General features: G+C 70.3%; 16 protein-coding genes and 2 riboswitches. Of the genes, 12 read left to right on the top strand and 4 right to left on the bottom strand.

The features are described 5' to 3' along the window. Window positions 1-25: 25 nt before the first annotated feature. The 4 genes from OVA02_RS05995 to gcvP all read left to right on the top strand — a co-directional run bounded on the left by OVA02_RS05995 (window position 26) and on the right by gcvP (window position 5552). A complete protein-coding gene (locus OVA02_RS05995) occupies window positions 26-478 on the top strand; it encodes an SseB family protein (RefSeq protein ID WP_054144917.1) in 453 nt (150 codons plus the stop codon). Window positions 479-622: 144 nt separating this feature from the next. Beyond that, window positions 623-726: riboswitch (glycine riboswitch) on the top strand. A gap of 1 nt (window position 727) precedes the next feature. Then, window positions 728-840: riboswitch (glycine riboswitch) on the top strand. 261 nt (window positions 841-1101) lie between these two features. Continuing rightward, window positions 1102-2223 carry a glycine cleavage system aminomethyltransferase GcvT gene (gene gcvT, locus OVA02_RS06000; RefSeq protein ID WP_216844374.1) on the top strand — a complete coding sequence of 374 codons (1122 nt, stop codon included), beginning with the start codon at window positions 1102-1104 and terminating at the stop codon, window positions 2221-2223. A 27-nt stretch (window positions 2224-2250) separates the two neighbouring features. Beyond that, a complete protein-coding gene (gcvH, locus tag OVA02_RS06005) occupies window positions 2251-2628 on the top strand; it encodes a glycine cleavage system protein GcvH (RefSeq protein ID WP_056048718.1) in 378 nt (125 codons plus the stop codon). A gap of 104 nt (window positions 2629-2732) precedes the next feature. Next, window positions 2733-5552, top strand: a complete 2820-nt coding sequence (gene gcvP, locus OVA02_RS06010; protein ID WP_233568505.1) for an aminomethyl-transferring glycine dehydrogenase — start codon at window positions 2733-2735, stop codon at window positions 5550-5552. A 278-nt stretch (window positions 5553-5830) separates the two neighbouring features. On the opposite strand, the gene OVA02_RS06015 is transcribed toward gcvP, so the two are convergent. Then, window positions 5831-6589 (bottom strand): CPBP family intramembrane glutamic endopeptidase, encoded by a 759-nt coding sequence (locus OVA02_RS06015; RefSeq protein WP_267659685.1) that lies wholly within the window; start codon window positions 6587-6589, stop codon window positions 5831-5833. A gap of 357 nt (window positions 6590-6946) precedes the next feature. On the opposite strand from OVA02_RS06015, the gene OVA02_RS06020 reads away from it, so the two are divergent. The 6 genes from OVA02_RS06020 (at window position 6947) to OVA02_RS06045 (ending at window position 15039) form a co-directional block, all read left to right on the top strand. Next, a complete protein-coding gene (locus OVA02_RS06020) occupies window positions 6947-8569 on the top strand; it encodes a peptide ABC transporter substrate-binding protein (protein ID WP_056048711.1) in 1623 nt (540 codons plus the stop codon). Window positions 8570-8718: 149 nt separating this feature from the next. After that, window positions 8719-9648, top strand: coding sequence for an ABC transporter permease (locus OVA02_RS06025; protein WP_043595472.1), 930 nt, complete (start codon window positions 8719-8721; stop codon window positions 9646-9648). After that, the gene (locus OVA02_RS06030) at window positions 9638-10591 is read left to right on the top strand and encodes an ABC transporter permease (RefSeq protein WP_056048708.1); all 954 of its coding nucleotides are present in this window, start codon (window positions 9638-9640) and stop codon (window positions 10589-10591) included. The genes OVA02_RS06025 and OVA02_RS06030 overlap by 11 nt, the downstream gene beginning before the upstream one ends. Beyond that, entirely contained in the window at window positions 10588-12345 is a 1758-nt protein-coding gene (locus OVA02_RS06035; protein ID WP_123571558.1) for a dipeptide ABC transporter ATP-binding protein, read from the top strand. The genes OVA02_RS06030 and OVA02_RS06035 overlap by 4 nt, the downstream gene beginning before the upstream one ends. Before the next feature lie 146 nt (window positions 12346-12491). Beyond that, the gene (gene typA, locus OVA02_RS06040) at window positions 12492-14402 is read left to right on the top strand and encodes a translational GTPase TypA (RefSeq protein WP_043595466.1); all 1911 of its coding nucleotides are present in this window, start codon (window positions 12492-12494) and stop codon (window positions 14400-14402) included. Window positions 14403-14523: 121 nt separating this feature from the next. Continuing rightward, window positions 14524-15039: a hypothetical protein gene (locus OVA02_RS06045; protein ID WP_267659417.1), complete on the top strand. Its 516-nt coding sequence runs from the start codon at window positions 14524-14526 to the stop codon at window positions 15037-15039. Window positions 15040-15112: 73 nt separating this feature from the next. On the opposite strand, the gene efeB is transcribed toward OVA02_RS06045, so the two are convergent. The 3 genes from efeB to efeU are packed head-to-tail and all read right to left on the bottom strand — an operon-like array spanning window position 15113 to window position 18491. Further along, window positions 15113-16402: an iron uptake transporter deferrochelatase/peroxidase subunit gene (gene efeB / locus OVA02_RS06050; protein ID WP_420709651.1), complete on the bottom strand. Its 1290-nt coding sequence runs from the start codon at window positions 16400-16402 to the stop codon at window positions 15113-15115. Continuing rightward, window positions 16399-17595, bottom strand: a complete 1197-nt coding sequence (efeO, locus tag OVA02_RS06055) for an iron uptake system protein EfeO (protein ID WP_056048703.1) — start codon at window positions 17593-17595, stop codon at window positions 16399-16401. The genes efeB and efeO overlap by 4 nt, the downstream gene beginning before the upstream one ends. After that, a complete protein-coding gene (gene efeU, locus OVA02_RS06060) occupies window positions 17592-18491 on the bottom strand; it encodes an iron uptake transporter permease EfeU (RefSeq protein ID WP_267659419.1) in 900 nt (299 codons plus the stop codon). Before efeU ends, efeO begins: the two co-directional genes overlap by 4 nt. 175 nt (window positions 18492-18666) lie before the next feature. Between efeU and OVA02_RS06065 the strand changes: the two genes are divergently transcribed. Beyond that, the gene (locus OVA02_RS06065) at window positions 18667-20013 is read left to right on the top strand and encodes a PIG-L family deacetylase (RefSeq protein WP_159827120.1); all 1347 of its coding nucleotides are present in this window, start codon (window positions 18667-18669) and stop codon (window positions 20011-20013) included. Continuing rightward, a complete protein-coding gene (fdxA, locus tag OVA02_RS06070) occupies window positions 20010-20336 on the top strand; it encodes a ferredoxin (RefSeq protein WP_043595461.1) in 327 nt (108 codons plus the stop codon). The genes OVA02_RS06065 and fdxA overlap by 4 nt, the downstream gene beginning before the upstream one ends. The last annotated feature ends 4 nt before the right edge of the window (window positions 20337-20340 follow it).

Raw genomic sequence — 20340 nt, forward strand, 5'->3', positions numbered from 1 at the left:
GAGGTTCGCCCGGCAGGCTGGTCGGATGACCGACACGGACAACCGCGAAAAGACCGCACTCGAACAGGCCATCAGCAAGGGCCAGGCGGGTGAGGGCGACATGAACAGCGTGCTCGCCGAGTTCGTCAACGCCCAGGTCGTCGTCGCCACGGCCACCGACGCGCAGGAGTCGCTGAACGACCTGCAGCCCGTGCTCTTCGACCGCGAGGGCGTGCCCATGCTGGCCGCCTTCACCCACGTCGACATGATCGGCGAGCAGGTCAAGGGCGTCGCCGAGTTCTCGGCGACCCTCCCGGCGGCCGAACTCGTCCAGGCCATCCCGGCCGAGACCGGTCTCGTCGTCAACCCGGGCAACCGCGAGGGCTTCGAGATGCTGCCCGAGGGCGTCGCCCAACTGGCGGACGACGTGCGCAAGCTCGTCGCCGAGCACGAGGCGGCCGGTTCGCCCGAGCCCGGGCAGCCCTCCCGCGCCGTCTGACGCACCCGCACGACCCCACGACGCCCCGACCGCACCCGGTCGGGGCGTCCGTCGTCGTCCGGGTGGCCCGGATCGCGTGAGATCCCGAAACCTGCGTGTCACACGACGACGCTAGGCTGGCGCCACAATCGAACATCGGGCCACGAACACGTCGCGGGAGAGCCCCGGTGCGCAGAGACTGCGCCGACCGGGCACCGAAGGAGCAAGCTCCCCGCCAATCTCTCAGGTACGCGTACCGCGACGGACTGGCCACTCTGAAAAGCAGGAGGCGCGAGGCGGTCGACAGACCCCCTCGCCGGTCCTCGCCCACGGTGAAAACCGGCCTCGGCCGGTGAAGCTCTCAGGCCCATGACAGAGGGGGAGCCCCGACCGGCGGACCGCCGGACGGGGCTGCCCCGTCGTGCCCCATCCGCACGACACCGTTCCCGGCCGAGACACCTGGCGGCCGGTCCGTCCCTCTCAGGAGCACGATGTCCGACGCAGCCTCGAACCTTCCCGCCGCCCCCGGGCCCGACGACGACGACCTCGGCGGTGCCGACGCGTCCGCCGTGCTCGACGGCGACGTCGTCCTCTCCGACGACGGCACCGAGGGCATCGCCACCGGGCCGGGCGACGCCCACGACCTGACCGGTACCGACGAGCCCGACGAGCGCTACAGCCCGTTGCACGAGGTCCACGTCGCCGCCGGCGCCGTCTTCACCGACTTCGCGGGGTGGCAGATGCCGGTCCGCTACGACTCCGACCTCGCCGAGCACCACGCCGTCCGCACCGCCGCGGGGCTGTTCGACCTCTCGCACATGGCCGAGATCGCCGTGGTGGGGCCCGACGCCGGCGCCTTCCTCGACCACGCCCTGGCCGGCACCCTCTCGACCATCGCCGTCGGGCGGGCGAAGTACTCGCTCCTGCTCGCCGCCGAGGGCGGGATCGTCGACGACCTGGTCGTCTACCGCCTCGACGAGCACGACTTCCTGGTCGTGGCCAACGCGGGCAACCGCGAGGCGGCGTTCGCGGCATTGGCGACCCGCGCCTCCGGGTTCGACGTCACCGTGGACGACGAGAGCGACGACACCGCGCTGATCGCGGTCCAGGGGCCCGAGAGCGAGGGCGTGCTCGACGAACTCGTCACGGCCGACCGCCTCCAGCCCGACGCCCCGCTGTCCACGCTGCGGTACTACCGCGTGCTGCAGGCCACCTTCGACGACGCCCCCGTGCTGATCGCGCGCACCGGGTACACCGGCGAGGACGGCTTCGAGCTCTACGTCGACCCCGAGACCGCCCCGTCGCTGTGGGCCGCGATCGCCGAGGCCGGCGGACCCCGGGGGATCGTCCCCGCGGGGCTGGCCAGTCGCGACACGCTCCGTCTCGAGGCCGGCATGCCGCTCTACGGCCATGAACTCGGCCTCGACGTCCGCCCCGACCAGGCGGGGCTCGGCCGGGTCGTCGACACCTCGAAGGACTTCGTCGGGCGCTCGAACGTCGAGCCCGCCGCCGGTGCCCGCGTCCTCGTCGGACTGACGCTCACGGGGCGCCGGGCCGCCCGGGCGGGCTACCCGGTCGTCACCGACGACGGCACCGTCGTCGGCGAGGTCACGAGCGGCGCGCTGTCGCCCACCCTCGGCCACCCGGTGGCCATGGCCTACGTCGACCCCGACGTCGTCGACCGCGGTCCCGCCCTGGCCGTCGACGTCCGCGGCACCGCCGTCGCCGCCACCGTCGTCCCGCTGCCCTTCTACAAGCGCTCCTAGGCACCCCCTCCCTCGAAAGGACCGGCCATGACCGATCTCACCGCACTGAAGTACACCGCCGAGCACGAGTGGCTCCTGATCGACGGCGACACCGCCACCGTGGGCATCACCGACTACGCCGCCGACAAGCTGGGCGACGTCGTCTACGTCGACCTGCCCGCCGAGGGCACCGAGGTCGAGACCGGCACGGTCGTCGGCGAGATCGAGTCGACCAAGTCGGTCGGCGAGCTGTTCGCCCCCGCGCTCGGCACGGTCCTCGAGGCCAACCAGGCCGTCGTCGACAGCCCCGACCTCGTCAACAGCGACCCGTTCGGCGACGGCTGGCTCATCAAGATCACCCTGTCGTCGACCGACGGCCAGGGCCTGCTCTCGCGCGACGAGTACGTCGCGCTGACCGCCGAATGAGCGCCGAGCAGACGGGCGGGTCCGTCTTCGGCGGCTGGTCCGACCAGGTCGCCACCGGCTTCGTCGACCGCCACGTCGGCACCACCCCGGACGACCAGGCGACCATGCTCGCCGCTGTCGGGCACGACAGCGTCGAGTCGCTCGTCGCGGCCGCCGTGCCCGACGCGATCCACGCCGCACCCGTCGAGGGCAGCGTGCTGCCCGAGCCGATCGGCGAAGAAGAGGCGCTCGCCGAGCTGCGGGCACTCGCGGGGCGCAACCGCGTCTCGCGCAGCCTCCTCGGTCTCGGGTACTACGACACCGTCACCCCGGCCGTCATCCAGCGCAACGTGCTCGAGAACCCCAGCTGGTACACCGCCTACACGCCGTACCAGCCCGAGATCTCGCAGGGTCGACTCGAGGCCCTCATCAACTTCCAGACGATGGTGGCCGAGCTGACCGGGCTCTCGACCGCCAACGCATCGATGCTCGACGAGGGCACGGCCGTCGTCGAGGGCATGCTGCTGGCCCGCCGTGCGTCCAAGGCGAAGACCGACGTCTTCGTCGTCGACAGCGACACCTTCCCGCAGACCAAGGCCCTGCTCGCCGGCCGCGCCGAGGCCGTCGGGATCGAACTCGTCGAGCTCGACCTCTCGGTGCTCGACCCCGCCGAGCTGCCCGAGTCGTTCGGCCTCTTCGTCCAGTACCCCGCGGCGTCCGGGTCCGTCTGGAGCCCGCGCGCCGTCGTCGAGGCGGCCCACGCCCAGGGCGGTCTGGCCGTCGTCGCCGCCGACCTGCTCGCGCTCACGCTGATCGAGGCACCCGGCGAGTTCGGGGCCGACGTCGCCGTGGGCACCAGCCAGCGCTTCGGCGTGCCGATGGGCTTCGGCGGTCCGCACGCGGGCTACATGGCCGTCCGCACGGGGCTCGAGCGTCAGCTGCCCGGGCGCCTGGTCGGGGTCTCGCAGGACGCCGTCGGGCAGCCCGCCTACCGCCTCAGCCTGCAGACCCGCGAGCAGCACATCCGTCGCGAGAAGGCCACGTCGAACATCTGCACCGCACAGGTGCTGCTCGCCGTGATGGCGTCGATGTACGCGGTCTACCACGGCCCCTGGGGGCTGCGGCACATCGCGACGCGCGTGCACGGCCACGCCTCCGACCTGGCGGCCGCGATCGGGGCGAGCGAGCTCGAGCTCGAGCGGGACTCGTTCTTCGACACCCTCCAGGTCTTCGTGCCGGGTCGGGCGGCCGAGATCGTCGCCGCGGCACACGCTCGGGGCTACCTGCTGCACGCCGTCGACGACGACTGCGTCCGTCTCTCGTTCGACGAGACCACGACGCGGGACGACGTCCGGGTCGTCGCCGAGGTGCTCGGCGTCGAGCTGCTCGACGATGCCGCACCCTCGGGCCTGCAGGAGGCGCTGCTGCGGACGAGCGACTACCTCACGCACCCGGTCTTCCGCACCCACCGCAGCGAGACCAGCATGATGCGCTACCTCAAGCACCTGGCCGACAAGGACTACGCGCTCGACCGCGGGATGATCCCGCTCGGCAGCTGCACGATGAAGCTCAACGCGGCGACCGAGATGGCCGCGGTCACCTGGCCCGAGTTCGCCGGCGTGCATCCGTTCGCCCCGGCCGACGACGTGGCGGGGTACCTCGACCTGATCGGTCAGCTCGAGGGATGGCTGGCCGAGGTCACGGGCTACGACACGGTCTCGCTGCAGCCCAACGCCGGCAGCCAGGGCGAACTCGCGGGTCTCCTCGCGATCCGCGGTTACCACCTGTCGAACGGCGACGGCGAGCGGACGGTGTGCCTGATCCCGCAGAGCGCGCACGGCACGAACGCGGCCAGCGCGGTGCTCGCGGGCATGCGCGTCGTCGTGGTGGCCTGTGACGAGGGCGGCAACGTCGACCTCGACGACCTGCGCGCCAAGGTCGAGCAGCACGCGGCCCAGCTCGCGGCGCTCATGATCACCTACCCGTCGACGCACGGCGTGTACGAGCACGACATCGTCGCCCTCACCGACGCCGTGCACGCGGCCGGAGGCCAGGTCTACGTCGACGGGGCGAACCTCAACGCCCTGCTCGGGGTGGCGCGCTTCGGTGACTTCGGCGGCGACGTCTCGCACCTCAACCTGCACAAGACCTTCTGCATCCCGCACGGTGGGGGCGGTCCGGGCGTGGGTCCGGTCGCGGCCAAGGCCCACCTCGCGCCCTTCCTGCCCGGTCACCCGATGGCCCAGCAGGCCGACCGTCGCCCGGGTTCGGCCCCCGCGGCCGAGGGGGACCGTCTCGCCCACGCCGGCGTGCCCGTCTCGAGTGCTCCGTACGGGTCGCCGAGCATCCTGCCGATCAGCTGGGCCTACGTGCGCATGATGGGCACCGAGGGCCTCACCCGGGCGACCGGGGCGGCCGTCCTGGCGGCCAACTACGTCGCCGCCCGCCTCCGCGAGCACTTCCCCGTGCTGTACGCGGGCGAGAACGGCCTCGTCGCGCACGAGTGCATCCTCGACCTGCGGCCGTTGCGCGACGCGACCGGGGTCACCGTCGACGACGTGGCCAAGCGCCTCATCGACTACGGCTTCCACGCCCCGACCATGTCGTTCCCCGTCGCGGGAACCCTCATGGTCGAGCCGACCGAGAGCGAGGACCTCGCCGAGATCGACCGCTTCGTCGACGCGATGATCGCGATCAAGGGCGAAGCCGACGCCGTGGCGGCCGGTCGGTACACCGCCGAGTCGAGCCCGTTGCGCGGTGCGCCCCACACGGCCGAGTCGGTCGTCGTGGGCGAATGGACCGCCGAGTACGGCCGCGAAGAGGCCGTGTACCCGGTCCGCTCGCTCGTGCGCAGCAAGTACTGGCCGCCGGTGCGTCGCATCGACCAGGCCTACGGTGACCGCAACCTGTTCTGCAACTGCCCGCCGGCCGAGGCGTTCGCCTAGATCGCGTCGGGCGCCGACCGCGCCTCGGACGGGAAACCGCCAGCACCCGATCCCGTCGAGTGCTGGCGGTTCCCTCTGGGTCCCTCGGGCGTCGGCCGCCGAGTGTCGCGGAGGGCGTTCACGTAGCGGCGACCGTCCCGATCGACGCCCGGGGGACAGCTCACGCTGTGTGGCTAGCTCGGGGTGCTCCGACCCGTGGGTCCATCAGACTCGCCCCCCGAACGAGTGTCAAGACCCAGTTCCGCCCGCGAGCGTCCCCGGCGTTCCGTCCCGGTGCGTCAGGACGGCAGCCCGAAGAGGGTGGGGAAGGTCGTGGCGGCCCACGGGTAGCCCACGAAGACGGCCGCGTCCATCAGGACGTGAGCGACGACGAGCGGCAGCACCCGGCCGAACCGTACGTAGAGCCAGCCGAAGGCGACGCCCATGACCACGTTGCCGACGAAGGCGCCGAACCCCTGGTAGAGGTGGTAGCTGCCGCGAAGCAGGGCCGCCGTCACGATGATCGACCACGTGCGCCAACCGAGGTCGCGGAGGCGCGCGAAGAGGTACGCGACGACGATCACCTCCTCGGTCACCCCCGCCCGCAACGCCGACAGCAGCAGCACGGGGACGGTCCACCAGTGCTCGCCGAGGTTCGTCGGCACGACGGTGACCGTCAGGTCGAGCGCCTTGCCCACGAGGTAGAGGCCGATGCCGGGGATGCCGATGGCGAGGGCCAGCCCGACGCCGCCGAGGGTGTCCCGTCCGGCACGCGAGAAGTCGACGCCGAGACGTCCCAGGTGGGGTCGTTCCTCGCGCCACAACAGGAAAGCCACGAGCGCCACCGGCACGAGGTCCACCGCGACGCCGAGCACCTGGTAGGCGAGGTCGAAGAACTCCCGACTGCTCAGTGGTGAGTTCAGCGTGGCGGTCTGCTGCGAGAGGGCGGTCTGCTGGGTGAGCCGGTTGACGATCGAGAGCACCGAGTACACGGCCGACGCGCCGAGCGAGAGGCCGAGGACGATCGCGATCTCGACCCGGAGGCGCGCACGGGTCATCGGGGCCGGGCGCGGTGCGAGGGCATCGCGTGGTGTCACGGCGGAGGCGGGGTCCTGGGGGCGGCTCACGGGGGCGATCGTACGGGACCGGCGTGGGTGGGCCGACCCGCGCCTCCTGCCGTGGCGGAGAACAATACCTGCCAGGTGGCGGATTTCTCGCAGCCGATTCATGCGAACTTCAGGCCCCACGCGCAACGAACCGGGTGCCGACGCAACGATCCGGCGAGTTGGTTTCCGTCGTGTAACCGTTGACGTCGGGGTTTGGTGATGCCCGAACGGGGTGCCTAGGCTCACACCATCCAACGCGGCACGGCCCCTGGGCACAGTGCTGCGTCCTTTCCCGCATCAGGAGGAACATTGAAGAAGACGCGCATGGGCCTGTCGGCCGTCGCCGTCGTGGGGACGGCAGCACTCGTCCTCACCGGTTGCGCCAGCGGCAGCGGGGACGACGACACGTCGTCCGGTGACGCTACCGCGATCATCAAGACGAACGGCACCGAGCCCGAGAACCCGCTCGTCCCGTCGAACACCACCGAGACCGGTGGTGGCCGCATCGTCACCTCGATCTTCGCCGGTCTCGTCAGCTACAACGCCGACGGCACCACCAAGAACGAGGTGGCCGACAGCATCGAGAGCGACGACGCCACCGTGTGGACCGTCACGCTCAAGGACGGCTGGAAGTTCACCGACGGCACCGACGTCACGAGCGAGTCGTTCACGAAGGCCTGGAACTGGGCGGCGAGCTTCGACAACGTCGCGAACTCGTCCGGCAGCTCGTTCTTCGAGAACTTCAAGGGCTACAGCGACACCGAGCAGAGCGACCTCGACCTCACCGTCGAGAGCCCGACCGAGTTCACGGTCACGCTCAACACCCCCGAGGCCGACTTCCCGCTGCGCCTCGGCTACTCGGCCTACTCGCCGCTGCCCGAGTCGTTCTACGCCGACCCCGCCGCGTTCGGCGAGAACCCGGTCGGCAACGGCCCGTACATGCTCGACGGTGAAGGCGCCTGGACGCACAACCAGGGCATCAAGCTCAAGACGAACCCCGACTACGACGGCAACCGCAAGCCGAAGAACGGCGGGCTCGACATCAACTTCTACACCTCGCTCGACTCGGCCTACGCCGACGTGCAGGGTGGCAACCTCGACGTGCTCGACCAGATCGGCCCGGCGGCGTTCCAGACGTACCAGAGCGACTTCCCCGACACGAACGTCAACCAGCCCGCCGCGGTCTTCCAGGGCATGACGATCCCGCAGTACCTCGCTCACTTCGGTGACGACGAAGAGGGCGACCTGCGTCGTCAGGCCATCTCGATGTCCATCAACCGCGACGACGTCACGAAGGTCATCTTCCAGGGCACGCGGACGCCGGCCAAGGACTTCACCTCGCCCGTCATCCCCGGTTACACCGACGAGCTCGAGGGTGAGAGCGTCCTCTCGTTCGACGCCGACAAGGCCAAGGACCTCTGGGACCAGGCCGACGCGATCTCGCCCTACGGCGACACCACGTTCACCATCGGCTACAACTCCGACGGTGGACACCAGGAGTGGGTGGACGCGGTCACCGCGAACATCTCGAAGACGCTGGGCATCAAGGCCGAGGGCAAGCCCTACCCGACCTTCGCCGAGTTCCGCACCGACGCCTCGGGTGGTGCCATGACCGGTGCCTTCCGTTCGGGATGGCAGGCCGACTACCCGTCGCTGTACAACTTCCTGTACCCGACGATGGCCACCGACGGCAGCTCGAACGACGGCAAGTACTCGAACCCCGAGTTCGACGACCTGCTCGCCGAGGGCAGCGCCGCGAGCGACGTGGACGACGCGAACGCCTCGTACCAGAAGGCCCAGGAGGTCCTGCTCAAGGACCTGCCGATCATCCCGCTGTGGTACGCGAACGTCAACGGCGTCTGGGCCGACACGGTGAGCAACGTCGAGTACGGCTGGGACTCCGTGCCGATCTACGAGAACATCACCAAGTAACCAAGTAAGGTCGTCGCTCACGCGCTCGACCGACGCTCGACGGGGTCCGGGCAGTGTTCGCACTGTTCGGACCCCTTCGGCGGGCCCACCCACCTCTCCCTCCACACGATTGCGATAACGATGCACGCGCAGACGTCCGAGGAAGCCTGATGCTCTGGTACACCGGACGCCGGCTCCTCCAACTGATCCCCGTCTTCTTCGGGGCGACGTTCCTCATCTACTTCATGGTCTTCGCGCTGCCCGGTGACCCCGTGGCGGCGCTGTTCGGCGACAAGACCCCGTCGCCGGCCGTCATCGAGGCCATCCGCGCCGAGTACAACCTCGACCAACCGTTCATCGTGCAGTACCTGCTGTACATCGGCGGCCTGTTCACCGGCGACCTCGGCACGACCTTCTCCGGGCGCCCCGTGGTCGACGAGCTGATCCGCGCGTTCCCGATCACGTTCCGGCTCGCGATGCTCGCCCTGCTCTTCGAGGCCGTCGCCGGCATCGTCGTGGGCCTGATCGCCGGGCTCCGCAAGGGCAAGCTCTTCGACACGAGCGCCCTCGTCGTCAGCCTGCTGCTCATCTCGGTGCCGACGTTCGTCATCGGCTTCCTGCTGCAGTACGTCTTCGGCATCCAGCTCGGCCTGTTCCGCACGACGGTCAGCTCGCAGGCGCCCTGGGACGAACTCGTCCTGCCGGCCATCGTGCTCGCCTCGGTGTCGTTCGCGTACATCGTCCGCCTGACCCGCGCCTCCGTGTCCGAGAACTCGAGCGCGGACTTCGTGCGCACCGCGTCGGCGAAGGGCCTCACCCGTGGCCGCGTCGTCACGGTGCACATCCTGCGCAACTCGCTCGTCCCCGTGGTCACCTACCTCGGCGTCGACATCGGTTCGCTGATGGTCGGTGCCATCGTCACCGAGGGAATCTTCAACATCCAGGGCGTCGGCGGAACCGTCTACCGGGCGATCACGCTCGGCGAGGGCCCCACCGTCGTCTCGTTCGTCGCCGTGATGGTGATCATCTTCATGATCGCCAACCTCCTCGTCGACCTGCTGTACGCCCTTCTCGACCCGAGGATCCGCTATGCCAAGTAACGACTCGTCGGCGTTGTCCGCCGACCACTTCGTCGCCGATCTCGACGAGACGCCCGTCAAGGCCGTCGACGCGATCGACGAGTCCGAGAAGCCCCGCAGCAGCTGGAACGACGCGTGGGACGCCATGAAGCGTCGCCCGACGTTCTGGATCGCGGCGTTCCTCATCGTCGTCGTCATCATGGTGGCGCTCTTCCCCGGGCTGTTCACCAGCGTCTCGCCGACGGCCGCCGACCTGCCCCGCAGCAACGAGGGCCCGTCGGCCGGTCACCTGCTCGGTTTCACCTTCCAGGGAACCGACGTGTTCGCCCGCATCGTCTGGGGCACCCGTGCCTCGTTGACCGTCGGACTGCTGGCGACGATCATCGTCACGATCGTCGGCATCGTCATCGGGTCGCTCGCCGGGTTCTACGGCGGATGGCTCGACGCGATCGTCTCGCGCCTGGGCGACATCTTCTTCGCGATCCCCACCGTCCTCGGTGCCATCGTGTTGATGTCCATCCTGCCGACCAGGACGCCCCTCACCGTGGCCCTCGTGCTGTCGGTGTTCGCCTGGCCCCAGATCGCGCGCGTCATGCGTGGTTCGGTCCTCAGCGCCCGGGCCGCCGACTACGTCACGGCCTCCGCGGCGCTCGGCGTGTCCCGCTTCCGCATCCTGGTCCGACACGTCGTGCCGAACGCCATCACCCCGGTCATCGTCGTGGCGACCGTCTCACTCGGCACGTTCATCGTGGCCGAGGCGACGCTGTCGTTCCTCGGCATCGGGCTGCCGCCGAGCACCATGTCCTGGGGCAACGACATCAACGCCGCACGCAACTCGCTCCGCGTCGCGCCGATGCCCCTCTTCTGGCCCGCAGCGGCGTTGTCCGTGACGGTGCTGTCGTTCCTCCTCATGGGCGACGTCGTGCGCGACGCCCTCGACCCGAAGGCGAGGGCACGTCGATGACCGACACCTCAACCCGACCCGAGACGGCGGGCACCGCGTCGTCCTCGACGCCCCTGCTCGAGATCAAGGGCCTGAAGATCGGCTTCAAGACGCAGGCCGGGTACGTCGACGCCGTGCGCGGGGTCGACCTGACGATCCGCCAGGGCGAGAGCCTCGCGATCGTGGGCGAGTCCGGCTCGGGCAAGTCGACGACCGCCACGTCGATCATCGACCTGCTGCCCGGCACGGGAGAGGTCACCGGCGGCCAGATCCTCTTCGAGGGCAAGGACCTCACGAAGGTCAGCGCGTCCGAGATGCAGGCCATCCGTGGTCGCGACATCGGCTACGTGCCGCAGGACCCCATGTCGAACCTCAACCCCGTCTGGAGCATCGGCTTCCAGGTCGAGGAGGCCATCCGGGCGAACGGCGTCGCGACCGGCAAGCAGGCCGTGCGCCAGCGAGCCATCGACGTCCTGAAGGAGGCCGGGCTCAACGACGCGGGCGACCGCCTCAAGCAGTTCCCCCACCAGTTCTCGGGCGGCATGCGCCAGCGTGTGCTGATCGGCATCGGCCTGTCGTCGCGGCCCAAGCTCCTAATCGCCGACGAGCCCACCTCGGCCCTCGACGTGACCGTCCAGCGCCGCATCCTCGACCACCTCGAGACCCTGACCCGCGACTACGGCACCTCGGTGCTCTTCATCACGCACGACCTCGGCCTCGCCGCCGAACGGGCCGAGAAGCTCGTCGTCATGTACAAGGGTCGCGTCGTCGAGTCGGGGCCGTCCAAAGAGATCCTCGCCAATCCTCAGCACCCCTACACGCAGCGACTCGTCGCCGCCGCTCCTTCGCTGGCCAGCCAGCGCATCCAGTCGAGCATCGCACCCACGCACTCCCACGGGCTCGCGATCTCCGACGAAGGCGCCGACGACGCCGAGCTCATCGCTCGCGCCCGTCAGCGGGAGGAGGCCGGCAAGAAGGACTCCGAGTACATCTCGGTGACGAACCTGTCCAAGGTCTACAAGATCCGCCAGGGCGGCTTCAAGACGACCGAACTCCGGGCCGTCGACGACGTGTCCTTCTCGATCCCGCGGGGCACGACGATGGCACTCGTGGGCGAGTCCGGTTCGGGCAAGTCGACCGTGGCCAAGCTCGTGCTCCAGCTCGAGTCGATCACCTCGGGCACCGTCGCGGTCGGCGGCCAGAGCGTCGGGGCGCTGAAGGGCCGCGAGCTCTTCGACTTCCGTCGTCGCGTCCAGCCGGTCTTCCAGGACCCCTACGGTTCGCTCGACCCGATGTACAGCGTGGGCAACACCATCGCCGAACCGCTCGTCACGCACGGCATCGGCGACCGGGCCAGCCGTCAAGCCCGCGTCCGCGAGTTGCTCGACCAGGTGTCCCTGCCCGCGTCGACGGTCAACCGGTACCCGAACGAGCTCTCCGGTGGTCAGCGCCAGCGCATCGCCGTCGCTCGGGCGCTCGCCCTCAAGCCCGACGTCATCGTCCTCGACGAGGCGGTCTCGGCACTGGACGTCCTCGTCCAGGGGCAGATCCTCGACCTGCTCACCGACCTGCAGACCGAACTCGGGCTGACCTACCTCTTCATCACGCACGACCTCGCCGTCGTCCGCCTCATCGCGGACAACGTCAGCGTCATGCAGAAGGGTCGCGTCGTCGAGGCCGGCACCACGGACGACATCTTCGCGAACCCGGCGCAGCAGTACACCCGCGAACTGCTCGAGGCGATCCCCGGCGCGAACTTCGAGTTCGGCCGGTAGTCGACCCGCGCCTCCTGGTGTCGAAGGGGCCCCTCCGCCGTGCCGAGAGCACGGCGGAGGGGCCCCTTTACCACGTGCCGTAGACTGTTCTGGCCGGGCTCCGACCCGTCCACTTCCCCCTCTCTCTTCTCGTAAGGAATACATCCATGGCGACTGCCATCCGCAGCGACCTGCGCAACGTGGCGATCGTGGCCCACGTCGACCACGGCAAGACGACCCTCGTCGACGCCATGCTCAAGCAGACCAACTCGTTCGACGCGCACTTCGACACCGAAGACCGCATGATGGACGGCAACGAGCTCGAGCGCGAGAAGGGCATCACGATCCTCGCGAAGAACACCTCGGTGCTCTACAACGGTGCCCACGCGACCGACGGCCCCATCACCATCAACGTCATCGACACCCCCGGCCACGCCGACTTCGGCGGCGAGGTCGAGCGCGGCCTGTCGATGGTCGACGGCGTCGTGCTGCTCGTCGACGCGTCCGAGGGCCCTCTGCCCCAGACGCGCTTCGTGCTGCGCAAGGCCCTCGCGGCCAAACTGCCCGTCATCCTGCTGGTCAACAAGACCGACCGCCCCGACGCGCGCATCGACGAGGTCGTCGCCGAGAGCCAGGACCTCCTCCTCGGTCTCGCCAGCGACCTGAGCGAAGAGGTCGACGACCTCGACCTCGACGCCATCCTCAACGTCCCCGTGGTCTACGCCTCGGGTCGCAACGGCGCCGCGTCGACGAACAAGCCCGACGACGGCTCGCTCCCCGACAACCCCGACCTCGAGCCCCTCTTCGAGGCGATCCTCACGCACGTGCCGGCGCCGCGCTACGACGACGAGCACCCCCTGCAGGCGCACGTCACCAACCTCGACGCCTCGCCGTTCCTCGGTCGTCTCGCGCTCCTCCGCGTCTTCCACGGCACGCTGCAGAAGGGCCAGACGGTCGCCTGGGTCAAGTCCGACGGCTCCGTCCAGAACGCACGCATCACCGAGCTGCTGATCACGAAGGCGCTCAGCCGCTACCCCGCCGAGAGCGCGGGCCCCGGCGACATCGTCGCCGTCGCCGGCTTCGACACCATCACCATCGGCGAGACGCTGTCCGACCCCGACGACGTGCGCCCGCTGCCGACCATCACGGTCGACGACCCGGCCATCTCGATGACCATCGGCACGAACACCTCGCCGATCATCGGCAAGGTCAAGGGCCACAAGCTGACCGCCCGCATGGTCAAGGACCGCCTCGACCGCGAACTGGTCGGCAACGTCTCGCTCAAGGTCCTCGACGTCGGTCGTCCCGACGCGTGGGAGGTCCAGGGTCGCGGCGAGCTCGCACTGGCCATCCTCGTCGAGCAGATGCGCCGTGAGGGCTTCGAGCTCACCGTCGGCAAGCCGCAGGTCGTCACGCGTCGTGACGAGAACGGCAAGCTCCAGGAGCCGTTCGAGCACATGACCATCGACGTGCCCGACGAGTACCTCGGCGCCGTGACGCAGCTCATGGCCGCCCGCAAGGGCCGCATGGAGAACATGGCGAACCACGGCTCGGGCTGGGTCCGCATGGAGTTCATCGTCCCCTCGCGCGGCCTGATCGGCTTCCGCACGCAGTTCCTCACCGACACGCGCGGCACCGGCATCGCCAACGGCATCAGCCACGGCTACGGCCCCTGGGCCGGCGAGATCTCGACCCGCACCAACGGCTCGATCATCGCCGACCGCTCCGGCGTCGTCACCCCCTTCGCGATCATCAACCTGCAGGAGCGCATGTCGTTCTTCGTGCAGCCGACCGAAGAGGTCTACGAGGGCATGGTCGTGGGCGAGAACTCGCGCGCCGACGACATGGACGTCAACATCACCAAAGAGAAGAAGCTGACCAACATGCGTCAGTCGACGGCCGACAACTTCGAGTCGATGACGCCCTCCAAGGTGCTCTCGCTCGAAGAGGCCCTCGAGTTCGCCGGTGACGACGAGTGCGTCGAGGTCACCCCCGACGCGATCCGCATCCGCAAGGTCGAGCTCGACGCGAGCGCCCGCCAGCGCAGCACCGCTCGCCTGAAGAAGCAGAACGCGTAAGCAGCACCGCTCCACCGCACCACCCATCGAGGAGGCGGTCCGCACCACTGCGGGCCGCCTCCTTCGTGCATCGTCGGCACGTTCCACGCCCACCCTCAGCGACCGCGGTTAGCCTCGCGAGGTGCTGATCCAGAAGACGACCCTCGCCCGCTCCGCCGCCACGCTCGCGCTGGCGGCCGGCCTCGTGACCGGCCTCACCGCCTGCGGCGCGGGCTCGCCCGTCGACAACATCGTGGGTGGCGCGGTCGACAGCGGCATCGAGAGCCTCAAGGGCACGGCGCAGAAGGCCGTCGAGGACGCCGCCGGGGAGGCGCTGAACGGTGCCGGCATCACGACCGACGGCACCCTGCCCGCGAGCTTCCCGACCGAGGTCCCGCTCGTCCCCGGGACGACTCGCGGTGGGGGAGCCGGTCCCGACGGCACCGGCTGGGTGGCCCAGATCGCCGTCTCGGGTGCCGACCAGTTCACCGTCGCCCAACAGCAACTCGAGGCCGCCGGGTTCACGGCCTCCGGTGTCGACACCGACGCGGAGAGCGGCTTCGGCACGTTCACGGGTACCGCCTACCGCGTCGTGCTCACCGTCTCGACCGACAGCGAGGGCAAGGCGATCGCCACCTACGTCGTCACGTCCGTCTGAGCGACCGCGGCGCATCCCGACGGACTGCGCGGGTCCCGCGGGTCTCGGCGAGTCCCGGGGCCCGACGGTCGCGTCAGGCGAAGAGGGTCTCGCCCACCCAGCCGTCCTGGGACGCCCCCGGTGGAACGGCGAAGATGCCCGATCCGACGTGCTTCACGTACTCGTTCATCCGGTCGTTCCGCGACAGCGCCTGCTGGATGGGCACGTACTGCCGCCGCGGGTCCCGGTTGAAGGCGATGAAGAACAGCCCGGCGTTGAGGCGGCCGAGCTCGTCGTTGCCGTCGACGAAGTTGTAGCCGCGACGCAGCAGCGTGGCCCCGTCGTTGTTCTGGGGGTGCGCCAGGGCGACGTGCGAGTCGGGTGCGATGGCCGGCCCGCCACCGGTCGGGCCGGCGACGGCGAAGTCGGGGGCCGTGAACTCGGTGCCGCCCGAGAGCGGAGCCCCTTCGCCCTTGTCCCGACCCACGACCGTCTGCTGCTCGGCCAGCGAGGCGTGGTCCCACGTCTCGATCGTCATGCGGATCTTGCGCGCGACGAGGTACGAGCCGCCGCTCATCCACCCGGCGCCGTCGGACGCGGTCGCCCAGACGCCGTCCTCCACCGCGGTGACGTCCTCGGCCTTGACGTTGGCCGTGCCGTCCTTGAAGCCGAAGAGGTTGCGGGGCGTCGTCTGGCCGCGGGTCGTCGACGAGGTCCGACCGAATCCCAGCTGCGACCACCGCAGGGAGGCGCGGCCGAAGGCGATCCGCGAGAGGTTGCGGATCGCGTGCACCGCGACCTGCGGGTCGTCGCTGCAGGCCTGTACGCACAGGTCGCCGCCGCTCGCGGCCGCCACGAGCTGGTCGCCCGAGAAGTGGGGCAGGTCGACGAGGGCCGGAGGCCGCTTCGAGGCGAGCCCGAAACGGTCGGTGCCGTCGCTCGTGGTGAACAGCGACGGACCGAACCCGATCGTCACGGTCAGCCCGGCCGCGGGCAGACCCGTGGCCTCGCCCGTGTCGTCCGGCGGCGCCAGGGGGCTGCCGCCCGTGGCGCCCGTCGGGCTGACGTCGAGGCCGGCCGTCAGCCTCGACGCGGCGTAGCTCCAGTCCTTCAGCAGCTCGACGAGTTCGGCGCGGGAGACCCCGTCCGCGACGTCGAACGAGGCGAAGTGCAGGCGGTCCTGCGCGGCGGTGACGATGCCCGACTGGTGCCGACCGAAGAACGGGTACGACGCCGAGGCCCCGGAGGACCCGTCGGCATGGGCCTGCACGGCTCGGTCCGTGCCGATTCCGACCCCGAGGCCGAGGACGCCGGCTCCGACGCCCGTCCCGACGAGCCCCAGCAGACCGCGTCGCGAGAGGCCGCCTCCCTCCGTCACTGTCAGGCGACCAGCGCGGAGGTCAGCTCGCTGAGCGGCTCGCTGAGGGCGTTGACGGCATCCGACAGCTTCTTCTTGTCGGCGTCGGTAAGGTCGGTGTACGACGGGTACCCCGTGTCGAGGCTGCCGTACCCCGCGAGCAGCGTCTCGACCTTCGTCAGCCGGTCGTCGATGGAGGTCGCCAGCTCGGGGTCCTTCTGGTCGACGATGTCGCGCACGCCGTCGAACGCAACCCGGGCGCCCTCGAGGTTGCCCTGGAAGTCGTAGAGGTCGGTGTGCGACCAGATCTCTTCCTCGCCGGTGATCTTGCCGGTGGCCACCTCGTCCATCAGGCCGACCGCACCGTTGGCGATCGCGTCGATCCCGACCGTGAAGTCGTCCGCGGTGACCTCGTCGTAGAGGTCCTTCGTGTCGCTCGTCAGCAGGCCGGCGTAGTGGGCACGTTCGTCGGCCGTCAGGGGGACGTACGCCGCGCCTCCGTTCTCGGACGCCGCGGGCTGCCAGAGGTCCTTCTCGATGCGGTGCCATCCGGTCCACTCGGTGCCGGCTTCGACGTCGGCCTCGCGGAAGTCGATCTTCGGGTCGAGGTCGCCGAACGACTCGGCCACCGGCTCGATGCGCTCGTAGTGCGCCCGCGCCGACGGGTAGAGCGACCGGGCCTTCTCGTCGTCGCCGGCGGTGTACGCGGCGAGGAACTCGTCGGTCGCCGTGACGAGCTGCCCGGTCTGGTCCTTCACGTAGCCCACGTACGCCGTCGCCGCGGCGTCGATCTGCTGCTTCTCGCTGCCCGTCGCCTCGACGGCCGCGCCCGAGTCGGTCACCGTGAAGGAGGCGCGGACGCCTTCTCCGACGAGTCCCGGGACGCAGGCGGTGTAGTAGTCGCCGGCCGGCACCGAGACCGTCATCGAGCCCGTCGTGCCGGGGCCGATGTTCTCCTTCTCGCTGATGATGCGGAGACCGTCGTCGGCGAGCAGTTCGAACTCGCTGTTGTCGCTGCCGGTGTTCGTCATGGTGAACGTGACGGGGCCGCTCGGGACCGAGGTGGTCGAGAGCGAACACGTGTCGTCGGAGCCGTCGACGGTCACGGCGGTGGCCGCGGAGGAGCCGGCGGGAGCGTTCGCGACGCAGCCGGTCAGGGCCAGCGCGAGGGCGGCGACGCCCGAGGCGACGGCGAGGGGGCGGAGGGGGCTGGCGATCATCGTGATGCTCCTGCGGTGCGGGGTGACGGGGTGGTCGAGGGGGCGGACGTGCCGAGGGTCGCGGACGAGCCGGACGGGGTCGTGGTACCGGGTCGACGTCGGCGGGTCGCCCGCACGAAGAGGGGGACGACGACGGCGAGGTAGGCGAGCCAGACGACGACCTGCAGCCAGCTCGGCGTCGGGGTGAAGTTCACGAGCCCCTGGAGCAGGGTGCCGTACCAGCTGGTCGGCGGAACGGCAGCGCTCACGTCGAAGGCCAGGGAGGCGCGGCCCGGCAGCACGGACGCCTCCTGCAGGTCGCCCACCCCGTAGGCGAGGACGCCCGCCGCGACGACGACGAGGAAGTAGCCGGTCACCCGGAAGAACCGGGCGACGTCGAGGCGGACCACGCCACGGTAGATCGCCACCTGGACGGCGACCGCCGTGACGATGCCGAGGAGCGCGCCCACCAGCGGCGTCGCGCCGCCACCGGTCGACTGCACGGTGGCCCAGACGAAGAGAGCGGTCTCGATGCCCTCGCGACCGACCGAGAGGAAGGCCAGCGCGACGACCGCCCAGGCGCCACCGCCGAGGGCTCGCCTGAGGCCCGACTCGAGTTCGCCGCGCAGGCCGCGCGCGGTGCGGGCCATCCAGAAGACCATCCAGGTCACGAAGCCCACCGCCACGATCGAGAGACCGCCACCGATGATCTCCTGGGCCTGGAAGGTCAGCCCGTAGGTGCCGAAGGTGAGCACGGCGCCGAGGCCGAGCGAGAGGACGACCGCGGCGCCCACGCCCAGCCAGAGGCGGGGGAGGACGTCGCGTCGGCCGACCTTGACCACGTAGGCGATGAGGATGCCGACCACGAGAGCGGCCTCGAGGCCCTCTCGGAGTCCGATGAGGTAGTTGGCGAGCACGGGGACGGCTTTCTCGGGGGAGTGGAGCTCGTCGTCGAGCAGGATGAGGATCAGGGACGCGGGCGACCGGTCGGACCGTCGAGGGACCGAACGGGCTGGTATGGTTAGGCTAACCTCACTTAGGGCGCCCTGAGCCAGACCGACAGTAGTGCGGCGCGGCATATCCTGTCCAGTGATGAACTCCTCCGCCTCGCCGACGCCCGCGTCGCCCTCGACCGCCGGCGACCCTCGGCTCGAGCGCGTGCTCTTCGTCCACGCCCACCCCGACGACGAGACCATCACCACGGGTGGCACGATCGCCGCGATGGTCGAGGCCGGTGCCGCGGTCACCGTCGTGACCTGCACCCGAGGCGAACTGGGCGAGGTGATCCCCGACGACCTCGCCGCCCTCCGGGCCGACCAGGCCGCCCTCGCCGTCCACCGCGAGGGCGAGATCGCCGCCGCCATGCGAGACCTCGGCGTCGACGACCACCGGTTCCTCGGTTCGGCCGGTGCCCGCACGCCGGGGCTCCCCGAACGGGTCTATCGCGACAGCGGCATGGTCTGGCGGTCGGACGGCGTGGCCGGGCCGACGCCCGACCTGCACCCCGCGGCGTTCTGCGCCGCCGAGTTCGGCGAGGTCGTGAGCGACCTGTCGGCCGTCGTCCAGTCCGTGCGCCCGACCGCGATCATCAGCTACGACGAGGACGGCGGGTACCACCACCCCGACCACGTCCGGGCCAACCGGGTCGCCGTGCGTGCCGCCCGCCTCGTCGGCGTGCCGTTCTTCGCGATCGTGGCCGGTGCCGAGTCGGCCGTGGGGGCGGAGGCCGAGGCCCTCGCCACCGACGACACCGTGCTGACGACCGACACGCGTCACGTGGCTCCTCGCAAGCTCGCCGCACTCCGCGACCACCGCAGTCAGGTCGAGGTCGTCGACCTCCCGGGTGGCCGGGCCGGCATCCGGTTCCCCCACGGCGCCGTCGAGCCCGTGACGGTCCGCGAGTCGTTCCGCTTCGTGCCCGAGCCGACGGTGGACGAGGGCGATTCCGAGATGGCCCGGATGACGACGGGCGGACGCGTCGTCGCGCTCGTCCTGGCGCTCGCCGCCGGGGCCGTGTTCGGCACCATCGGCACCGTCATGCACCAGTCGACGATCACCGTCGCCGGCTCGCCGTTCTGGTCCGGGCTCGTGCTCGCGTTGCTCATGAGCCTCACGCTCCTCGCCGGTCTCCGCTCGGTCTTCGGCTCGCGGGCGATGGCCGGGGCCGCCGCCGTCGGTCTCATCGGGGCGCTCGTCGTCCTGTGGCAGGCGAGTCCCGGGGGGTCGATCCTCGTGCCCGACAACACGCCCGCCCTGGTCTGGCTCGGCGGAGTGTTCCTGATCTGCCTCGTGGTGCTCGGGTGGCCGCGATTGCGGGGCCCGGCCGCCGGGGGAGCGACGCCGCCCCGCGACGCGGCCCGCGCCTCCTCGGTCGAGGCACAGCCGGCAGACGATAAGCTGGACGCCCTGCCCGACGCGAAGGGAACCCCCCAGACGTGACGTACGTGATCGCACTTCCCTGTGTCGATGTCAAAGACCGTGCCTGCATCGACGAGTGCCCCGTCGACTGCATCTACGAGGGCGAACGCTCGCTCTACATCCACCCCGACGAATGCGTCGACTGCGGTGCGTGCGAGCCCGTCTGCCCGGTCGAGGCCATCTACTACGAAGACGACCTGCCCGACAAGTGGGCCGAGTACTACAAGGCCAACGTCGAGTTCTTCGACGAGATCGGTTCACCCGGCGGCGCGGCCAAGGTCGGCGTCATCGCCAAGGACCACCCCGTGATCTCGGCGCTGCCCCCTCAGGGCGCCGGCGCCTAGGACG

This window comes from Frigoribacterium sp. SL97 (genome assembly GCF_026625765.1).
Lineage (GTDB): Bacteria > Actinomycetota > Actinomycetes > Actinomycetales > Microbacteriaceae > Frigoribacterium.

Excerpts from the sequence above, each read along its gene's own strand:
- OVA02_RS05995 (WP_054144917.1), top strand. The coding sequence starts at position 26 with ATGACCGACACGGACAACCGCGAAAAGACCGCACTCGAACAGGCCATC.
- gcvH (WP_056048718.1), top strand. The coding sequence starts at position 2,251 with ATGACCGATCTCACCGCACTGAAGTACACCGCCGAGCACGAGTGGCTC.
- gcvP (WP_233568505.1), top strand. The coding sequence starts at position 2,733 with ATGCTCGCCGCTGTCGGGCACGACAGCGTCGAGTCGCTCGTCGCGGCC.
- OVA02_RS06015 (WP_267659685.1), bottom strand. The coding sequence starts at position 6,589 with ATGACCCGTGCGCGCCTCCGGGTCGAGATCGCGATCGTCCTCGGCCTC.
- OVA02_RS06025 (WP_043595472.1), top strand. The coding sequence starts at position 8,719 with ATGCTCTGGTACACCGGACGCCGGCTCCTCCAACTGATCCCCGTCTTC.
- OVA02_RS06030 (WP_056048708.1), top strand. The coding sequence starts at position 9,638 with ATGCCAAGTAACGACTCGTCGGCGTTGTCCGCCGACCACTTCGTCGCC.
- OVA02_RS06035 (WP_123571558.1), top strand. The coding sequence starts at position 10,588 with ATGACCGACACCTCAACCCGACCCGAGACGGCGGGCACCGCGTCGTCC.
- typA (WP_043595466.1), top strand. The coding sequence starts at position 12,492 with ATGGCGACTGCCATCCGCAGCGACCTGCGCAACGTGGCGATCGTGGCC.
- efeO (WP_056048703.1), bottom strand. The coding sequence starts at position 17,595 with ATGATCGCCAGCCCCCTCCGCCCCCTCGCCGTCGCCTCGGGCGTCGCC.
- OVA02_RS06065 (WP_159827120.1), top strand. The coding sequence starts at position 18,667 with ATGAACTCCTCCGCCTCGCCGACGCCCGCGTCGCCCTCGACCGCCGGC.